At 73.4% G+C, this 8,327-nt stretch carries 7 protein-coding genes; 4 read left to right on the forward strand and 3 right to left on the reverse strand.

The annotated features are described in order from the left end of the window. Positions 1 to 174: 174 nt before the first annotated feature. From PUR61_RS34865 to PUR61_RS34875, 3 genes are all read right to left on the reverse strand, one after another. Positions 175 to 2,478, reverse strand: coding sequence for a M4 family metallopeptidase (locus PUR61_RS34865; protein WP_443035293.1), 2,304 nt, complete (start codon positions 2,476 to 2,478; stop codon positions 175 to 177). Between the two features lie 611 nt (positions 2,479 to 3,089). Continuing rightward, positions 3,090 to 4,517, reverse strand: coding sequence for a hypothetical protein (locus PUR61_RS34870; protein WP_329883546.1), 1,428 nt, complete (start codon positions 4,515 to 4,517; stop codon positions 3,090 to 3,092). 111 nt (positions 4,518 to 4,628) lie between these two features. Beyond that, on the reverse strand, positions 4,629 to 5,003 hold the full coding sequence (locus PUR61_RS34875; protein WP_329883547.1) for a winged helix-turn-helix transcriptional regulator: 375 nt from the start codon (positions 5,001 to 5,003) through the stop codon (positions 4,629 to 4,631). Positions 5,004 to 5,142: 139 nt separating this feature from the next. Between PUR61_RS34875 and PUR61_RS34880 the strand changes: the two genes are divergently transcribed. The 4 genes from PUR61_RS34880 to PUR61_RS34895 form a co-directional block, all read left to right on the forward strand. Then, on the forward strand, positions 5,143 to 6,111 hold the full coding sequence (locus PUR61_RS34880; RefSeq protein ID WP_329883548.1) for an NADP-dependent oxidoreductase: 969 nt from the start codon (positions 5,143 to 5,145) through the stop codon (positions 6,109 to 6,111). A gap of 65 nt (positions 6,112 to 6,176) precedes the next feature. Then, entirely contained in the window at positions 6,177 to 6,497 is a 321-nt protein-coding gene (locus tag PUR61_RS34885; RefSeq protein ID WP_329883549.1) for an NIPSNAP family protein, read from the forward strand. A 170-nt stretch (positions 6,498 to 6,667) separates the two neighbouring features. Next, the gene (locus PUR61_RS34890; RefSeq protein ID WP_329883550.1) at positions 6,668 to 7,177 is read left to right on the forward strand and encodes a hypothetical protein; all 510 of its coding nucleotides are present in this window, start codon (positions 6,668 to 6,670) and stop codon (positions 7,175 to 7,177) included. A gap of 766 nt (positions 7,178 to 7,943) precedes the next feature. Beyond that, a partial coding sequence (locus PUR61_RS34895; protein ID WP_329883551.1) for a substrate-binding domain-containing protein occupies positions 7,944 to 8,327 on the forward strand: 384 nt, incomplete at its 3' end.

Genomic DNA, 8,327 nt, shown 5'->3' on the forward strand with positions numbered 1-8,327 from the left:
GCCGCCGCCCGGACCACGGCGCCGTCCCGCGGCGGTGGGAGGAACCGGACGACGGCGGGGCGAGGAGGCCGACACCGCCGGATTCTCGGCCCGGCAGGTACCCGGGCCGAGAATCCTTCCCCTTCCCGGCGTCCGCCGGCCCGGGGCCCGGGGTTCGGCCCGGGCCCCGTCCGGTCAGCCGCCGATCTCGACGGAGAGGTCGTCGAGGACGAAGCTGGTCTGGTAGATGCCGTCCTCGCTGCCGTTGAACCTGACGGTGACGCTCTGCCCGGCGTAGGAGGAGAGGTCGAGGGTCCGCCGGGTGTAGCCGGCGGCCCGGTCGAGGTTCGAGTACATGACCAGCTCGGTGCCGTCGACCGTGACGGTGAGCCGGTCGTACGGGACGGAGCCGGTGGTCTCGGCCGAGTCGATGTGCAGCCAGTACCCGAGAGTCGCCCGGCAACCCGCCGGGATGGTGACGGTCTGGGAGAGAGTGTCCCGGCGGGAGGAGCCGTAGCCGTTCAGCCAAGCCTTCCAGGCGCCGCCGTGCGCGGCCTGTTCCGGGCTGCCGTCGACCAGGCCGTTGCCGGCCGACCACGGCGCCGCCTCACCGCTCTCGAAGCCCGCGTTCGCGAGCAGCTGGGCCGAGGGGCACGGACCGGTGCCGTCGGTGACGGCCCAGGTGAACTCGGTGGTGCCGGCCGGCCCCGAGGCGAAGGTGGCGGTGACGGTCACCGGCCCGGACCCGGCCGCGGTGGGCGTGCCGGTGACCCTGCCGGTGGCGGTGTCGATCGAGAGCCCTTCCGGCAGGCCGACCGCCGTGTAGGTCGGCGCACCGGCGCCGCCGACGGTCGGGATCAGGAGGTCGACCGTCGCCCCGAGCCCGGTGACCTGGTCGCCCGGGTGGGTGACCGCCGGCGCGGACGGGAAGGCCACTCCGACGTTGACGGCGGCCCAGGCGTCCGCCACGCCGCGGTGCTCGTCGCTGCCCGCGCCGTACAGGTCCTCGGCCGCGCGCAGGGTGGCGGTCCGGGCTCCGGCGTAGTCGGTGGTGGAGGTCATGTAGACGGTCAGTGCGCGGTACCAGACGGCCGCCGCCCTGTCCCGGCCGATGCCGGTCACGGTGCTGCCGCCCCGGGTCGGCGAGTCGTACTCGACGCCGTTGACCACCTTCGCGCCGCTGCCCTCGGAGAGGAGGTAGAAGAAGTGGTTGGCGACGCCGGACGAGTAGTGGACGTCCAGACCGCGGATGCCGCGGTACCAGTAGTCGGCGGACTTCGCGTCCTTGGAGGGCTTGTCCATGTACCGCAGGGGGGTGCCGTCGCCGAACAGGTCGGCCTTCTCCCCGATGAGGTAGTCCGGGGTGTCGGCCGGAAGGGCGGCGTGGAACTCCACCATGGATCCGAAGATGTCGCTCGTGGCCTCGTTCAGTCCGCCGGACTCCCCGGAGTAGACGAGGCCGGCCGTGGCGCTGGTGACGCCGTGGACCATCTCGTGGCCGGCGACGTCGACGCTGGTCAGCGGATGGGTGTCGGCATCACCGTCACCGAACGTCATGCAGAAGCAGTCGTCGTCCCAGAACGCGTTGACGTAGCCGCTGCCGTAGTGCACGCGGCTGAAGGCTCCGACGCCGTCTCCCCGGATGCCCTCGCGGCCGAAGTTCTCCTTCAGGTAGTCCCAGGTGGCCCCGACACCGAAGTGGGCGTCGACCGCCGCCGACTCGCGGTTGGCCGGCAGGCCGTCACCCCAGGAATCGGTGGACCGCTGGAACACCGTCCCGTTGCCGGACCTGCCGTTTCCCATGTCCGTGGTGTAGGCGCCGCCGCGGGTGCCGTCCCTGAGTTCGTACCCCGAGTCCGTCGGAGTGGTGCCGATCGGGACCTCGCCGACGTGGACACCGTGTCCGCTGCCGGTCTGGACGCCCTCGTAGGTCTGGATCACCGCGCCCGTGGCCGCGTCGGTGACCACCCGCAGCTTGCTGGGAGTCCCTTCCGGGTCGACGGAGGCGATGACGGTCTCCCAGGCCAGGCGGGGCGAGTCGTCCACCGCCCAGACCACCAGTCGGGGCGCACGGCCGACCGAGGCTCCCGCCTCGGTGCCGAGTGCGGCCGCCTGCGCCGTCGGGGCGTCGACGGCCGGTGCGGTGGCGAGACCGGTCAGCGCGGCGGCGGAGGCCCGGTCGACACCCCTCACCGCGCCGTCGGCGCCCTGGTGCACCACCAGGTCTCCGCCCAGGACGGGGAGTCCGGCGTAGGTCCGTTCGTACCGCAGGTGCCGGGTGCCGTCCGCGTCACGGACCGCGTCCTTGGCGACCAGCTTCTCCTGGCCCGAGAGCCCGAGGCTCCTGGCGAGGTCGGTGCTCTGCCGATCCGCGGCGGCCAGCGCCGCCGCCCGGGAGGCGGGCGCCGTCGGCACGGCGGGTACCGCTTGCGCACCGCTCAGCGGGGCGCCCGTCACCAGCAGCGCGGTGATGACGGCGAGTGAGGCGAGGCTGCTCATGGAAGCATGACGGGACACGGGCACTCCTTGGCCTGCCGGCCGTGGATACGGCCGGTTGCTGGACCTGCGCCACCGGGTGTGGCGCGGGCGTGCGGCCGGTCCGACCGTCGGCGTCGGGAACGCCGGGACGGGCCGCTGCGGCTCTGGGCGGTGTGCGTGGTGCGATGTGCGTGGTGCGGAAGGACCGCGCCGCACAGCAATGCCATGTTCATGACATGCAGACGGAGGCATGTCTCCTCACCGGGATTCGCCACACGCCGACACGAATGTCCCGTCGACACGAGTCGCCGCGTGACGTTCGAAGACTAGCGACCCGGTGTGACGTTGCGTTCGTTCATGAGTGTTCACGTGTCATTCATCAACGGATTCCGGCCATCTGACGGGCAGACCGTGCCCTGCGAATCCGCCGGTGAGCGGCCCCACCCGGGCCCGGCCAGCTCCGCGCGCGCCCTCCACCTGGTCCGACGCCGGCTGCGTCCGCGCGGGTCATCGGCCGAATGGCCACCCCCCTGCGGGACTTCACGGTTGCCGCCTTCCCCGTGCCGGGCCGAGGCCACACGGGGGAAGGCGGGGGGCGGGCCCCGCTCAGGGCCCGCCCCCCGCCGCGCACGTCACCCGTGCCGCGCCGCCCTGCGGCGCCGCAGAAGGACGAGAGCGCCGGTCCCGGCGCTCAGCAGGGCGACACCGGCTCCGGCGATCACCGCCTCGTGGTCACCGCCGCCGGTCCGGGCCAGGCTCCGCTCCAGGGCGTCGGCCGTACTGGTCGCCTTGGCGACCGCCACCGGCTCGATCTTCAGTGGCGCGCTGGTCGGGATGTCCATCGGAAAGGACAGGGGCACCGGCCCGTCGTCCTCGGTGGTGGCCGCGGTCGACGGCACCGCCGACGCCGTGGGGCGGTTGCCGACGACCGAAGGTGCCGCGCTGGTGGGTGCCGGCGCAGCGGCACGCGTCGGGGTGGCCGAGCGCGTGGGGGTCGCGGTGGGCGTGGTGGTCTGTGTCGGCGTGACGGCGGGCGTGGGGGTGACGGCGGGTGTGGGGGTGGGAGCCGCGACGGGCGTGGCGGTCGCCACCGGGGTCGGTGTGGCCGTGGGCGTCGGCGTGGGCGTCGGGGTCGGCGCCGCCGTCGGAATGGCCGTGGGTGTCGGCGAAGCCGTGGGCGTCGGGGTCGGAGTCGGCGCCACCGTCGGTGTGGCCGTGGGCGTCGGGGTGACCGCCGGGGGCGGGGTCGGGGTCGGCGTCGGAGCGGCCGTGGGCGTCGGCGAAGCCGTGGGCGTCGGCGAAGCGGTACGTGCCGGGGTGGGCACGGGCGTCGGAGAAGCCGTGCGGGTCGGGGTGGCCACGGGCGTCGGCGAAGCGGTGCGGGTCGGGGTCGCGGCGGGGGCCGGGACAACAGGGGCCGGCTCCTTGATCCTGAAACCGGCACAGCCCACCGCGCACGCGCAACCGAAGCTGCCCTCGTCCACGGGCAGCCCGGTCCGGTCGTCGAGCCGCGCGGCGAAGGTCACCGGCGCGACGCCGGCCTTGCCGGTCGGCGCCCCGGCCGGGAACGAGGTGCGCACGTTCAGGACGAGGGTCCGCCCCTTCCGCACCGCCAGGAGCGCGTCGTCCGAGACGCCGTCGCCCTTCTTGCCCCCGAGCACCACCAGGACGCTCCCGTCGGTTCCCTCACCACCCGGGGCGAGCGAGCCGGGGAGCCAGTCGGTGCCTCCCGGCAGCCGGTACTCGACCTTGAGGTCCGCCGCCCGGAGGTCACCTGCCTGGTTCTTGAACTTCAGCAGGGCGAAGGCCACGAAGTCGTGGGCCGTCGGGTTGGTGACGGTGTATCGGAACTCCCTGGGCGCCCCGCCCACCTCGAACTCCCGGGGGACCCCCGTCACCGACGGCTCCAGACCCCGCTGCAACGGGACGTCGAGGTGCGGGGCCGGGGCCGACGGGCCGGCCGACGCGGCACCGGTGGCGGCGCCTGCCACACCGACCGGGACGGTCGACAGGACGAGTGCGGTGGCACCCGCGAGGATCAGACTGCGGGGGGTGGACACGTGGTCACCTTCCGGCGAGGAGGAGTTCCGGCACCGTCTCGGTGCCTGCCGGTTAAGGAGGTGGGGCAGACCTGTCGATCCCGCGGGTATGCGAATTCGTTACGGACGCGGCTACACCGGCACCCGCAGGCCGGTGCCGGCGCCGTCGATCCTCTCCTCGACCCACGTCCGGAGGAGGCCGAGCGGCACGGCCGCGCTGTGACCCAGCTCCGTGAGGGCGTACTCCACGTGGAGGGGTACCGCCGGGTAGACGGTGCGGGTCAGCAGGGCTGCGTCCTCCAGGCGGCGCAGGGTCTGGGTGAGCACCTTGGGGCTGACGCCCTGCAGGCGCCGCTGGAGTTCGCCGAAGCGCTGGGGCCCGTCCTCCAGCGCACCGATGGCCAGGGCGGACCACTTGTTGGCCAGGAGGTCGAGCATGGCCCGGCAGGGACACTGGGCCGCGTAGACGTCATGCTGGTCGTGCTGACCCGTCGCGCACTCGATCATCCGTACCACTCCTCACCCGGCAACTTCCCAAAAGGAAGTAGTAGACCTTGCGGGTAACTATATGCCCAGGGATACCGTCGAGAACATAGCAACGAGGCCGTCGGAAGCCTCCCGCCCACGTCTGACCCGGGAGTCCACCATGTCTGTGAACACGATGCGCGCAGTGCTCCTGGACCGCTTCGGCGGCCCGGAGGTCCTGAAGGTCGAGCAGGTCCCTCGGCCCACCCCCCTGCCGACGGAGGTCCTCGTCCGGGTGCACGCCGCCGGGATCAACCCGGTGGACTGGAAGACCCGCTCCGGCGGGGGGATGGCCGGCGTGCTGGGCGAGCCCCCGTTCGTCCTCGGCTGGGACGTCTCCGGCGTGGTCGAGGAGGTCGGCTTCGGGGTGAGCACCCTCAAGCCCGGCGACGAGGTCTACGGGATGCCGTGGTTCCCGCGGGCCGCCGGCGGCTACGCCGAGTTCGTCACGGCACCGGCGCGCCAGTTCGCCCGCAAGCCCGAGAGCCTCGACCACGTCCGGGCCGCCGCCGTCCCGCTGGCCGCCCTCACGGCCTGGCAGGCCCTGGTCGACACCGCGGGGCTCCGGTCCGGCCAGCACGTACTGGTCCACGCCGCCGCCGGCGGGGTCGGACACTTCGCCGTCCAGATCGCCAGGCACCTCGGCGCCCACGTGACCGGCACCGCCAGCAGCGGCCGGCACGACTGGCTCACCGGGCTCGGGGCGGACCGGCTCGTCGACTACACCTCCGTCCGGTTCGAGGACGCGGTCAGCGACATGGACGTGGTCCTCGACCTGATCGGCGACGACCACGACCGCACCAGCACCCGCTCCCTGGAGGTGCTGCGCCCCGGCGGCCTGCTCATCGCCGTCCCCTCCGGAGTCTCCGCCGGACTGCAGGACGCCGCCGCGGCCCTCGGCAGGCGGGTCAGCGCCTTCCTGGTCGAGCCGGACGGCGCGGCCCTGGCCCTGCTCGCGCAGCTCATCGACGCCGGGGCGATCGCGGTCGAGGTCGAGGAGGTCTTCACCCTGGAGGACGCCGCGAAGGCGCATGCCCGCGGGGAGACCGGTCGCACACGCGGAAAGCTCGTCCTCGACCTCACCTCCTGAGCCGGCCCTGCCTGCACACCACACTCCTTCACCACACTCCGATACCCACGCGAGGTAGGCCTGCCGTGTTCTACGAGATCCGCCACTACGTGACCAAGCCCGGCCGCCGGGACGAATGGCTCCGGTTCATGGAGCAGACCGTCATCCCCTTCCAGAGCTCGAAGGGCATGGTGATCACCGCGTCCTTCACCGACGAGGAGGATCCGGACGGCTACGTCTGGATCCGGCGGTTCGAGGACGAGGAACAGCGCGCCGAGGCGTACGCCGCCGTCTACGAGAGCGACCGCTGGACCGACGAGCTCGGTCCGGCCGTGGCCGACCTGCTCTTCCTTGAGAAGTCCGTGGTCACCCGGGTCGTCCCGACGCGCCGGTCCCTCCTGCGCTGACCCGTCGGCCGAGCGCCGGGGAGTGTCGGCCGGACACTGCCCGGCGCTCGGCCGTGCCGGCCCCGGAGCCGCGGCGGGACCGCGGCGAAGGCGGCAGCGGCACTCTTCGGCAGCGATGTCAGCCGCCCGGGCCGTCGGCCGCGGGCGAGGTGGGCCTTCCCGTCTCGCCGGTGCTCGGGGCCGCCGAGGTGGGCCTGCCCGTCTCGGCGGCGCTCGGGGTCGGCGACGGCCCGGACTCCGCAGGAGGTCCGGTCGGGCTATCCGACGCGGCATCGCCCGGTCGGCCGGCGGGCGGCTCGGGGGACGGCCGCCTCGTCTCGCCGATGCTCGGGGCCGGCGACGGCCCGGCCGCCTCGGCACGCTCGGACGCCCTGCGCGACGCGGAGTCCCCGGGCACGGCGCGCTCCGTCGCCGGCGGCCCGCTCACGCCGACGGCGGACGAACCGGAGACCGACGGAGACGGCCGGGCGGAGCTCGGCTTCGCCGTGTCGGGGCCGGTCGCCGGCATGGCGGCGCGCCCGCCCTTCGACGTCGACGGCGCCACGGACGGGAGGGCGCCGGCGGGGCGAACGGCAGCACCGGTGGGGGCCCCGGTCGTCGACGAGGCCGGCCCGGCCGACGCGCCCACCGAGAAGGTGACCTCCGGACGGAGGCTCTCGCCCTCCGGGCCCTCGTACTGAACGGCGGCGGCGGTGCCGCCGACCAGGGCCGTGGCGGAGACCGCCACCGTCCACCACAGCCCCCGACGGGACCGCCCGCGCCGCTCCGCAGCGTCGTCGGCATCCGGCGGGGGCAGCTGTGCGGCACGGGCGGTCGCGGGTGCGCGGTGGACCACGATCGTCGGTTCCCGGTCCTCCGCCCGGGGCCCGGGCCGACCCGGGCCCGCCTGCTCGTCCTCCGTTCGGGCGGCGGCCGCCGAGCCGCCTCGCCGGGGCTGTTCGCCGCGGGGCACGAAGGCGCTCCAGGACGATGCGGGCTCTCTCACTGTTCTCCTCAGGCTCCGGGCCGGACACTCGCCGGCACGCGCCGGTCCGCGTGCAGGTCGCTTGGGTACGAGGGGTACGACCCACAGCCGTCCCGCGGGTTTATCGAACCGTTACGCATCCGGCACCGCTTCCCGCACCCGCACACCGCCCGGGCCCGACCGGCGGTGGAGGGGCCTGGCGGGGGCTTCCACGCGAGCGACGCGCCGCACGTCACAAGGTGGTCTCGACGCCGAAACGCCCTTGACGTGGATTCCGAAACAGAGGTGTCATATCTCCACCGCGTTTGAACCTGTTCGTTTCTGGTTTATTACGTTTGATTCACCCTCTACCCGGAGCGAGTCGAACCGAACCAGTCAAGGGTTCTTCACATCGCGGTCCGCCGCCTTGGGCCCCCACCTACCTGCGCACCACCGCACCCGTTCCGCTTCCATCGGCGCGTGCGGTTCCGAAGGAGCTCCCCATGTTCCGTTCCACCAGCCGTACCGTCGCCGCGGCGGGTCTGCTGCTCGCTCTCGGTCTGACCACCGCGTGTTCGACCGGTCAGGAGGCCGCGTCCGGCAGCGGCGAGGTCGCCAAGGTCGACGGGAAGATCTCGATCACCTACCTGCAGAAGCAGGGCGACCAGGAGTACTTCGTCGGCGAGGCCGCCGGGGCCAAGGCCAAGGCCGCCGAACTCGGTGTGGACCTGAAGGTCGTGAACCTGGGCAACGACGCCAACAAGACGATCAGCGAGGTCCAGGCCGCGATCGCACAGAAGACCAACGGCGTCGTCATCGTCGTCCCCGACCCCGCCGTCGGACCCCAGGTCGTCCAGGCCGCCAAGGACGCCAAGGTCGCCCTGCTC

Source organism: Streptomyces sp. BE20 (assembly GCF_036322525.1).
Lineage (GTDB): Bacteria > Actinomycetota > Actinomycetes > Streptomycetales > Streptomycetaceae > Kitasatospora.

Coding starts and splice junctions, on each gene's coding strand:
- PUR61_RS34865 (WP_443035293.1), bottom strand. CDS start 2,478: ATGAGCAGCCTCGCCTCACTCGCCGTCATCACCGCGCTGCTGGTGACG.
- PUR61_RS34875 (WP_329883547.1), bottom strand. CDS start 5,003: ATGATCGAGTGCGCGACGGGTCAGCACGACCAGCATGACGTCTACGCG.
- PUR61_RS34880 (WP_329883548.1), top strand. CDS start 5,143: ATGTCTGTGAACACGATGCGCGCAGTGCTCCTGGACCGCTTCGGCGGC.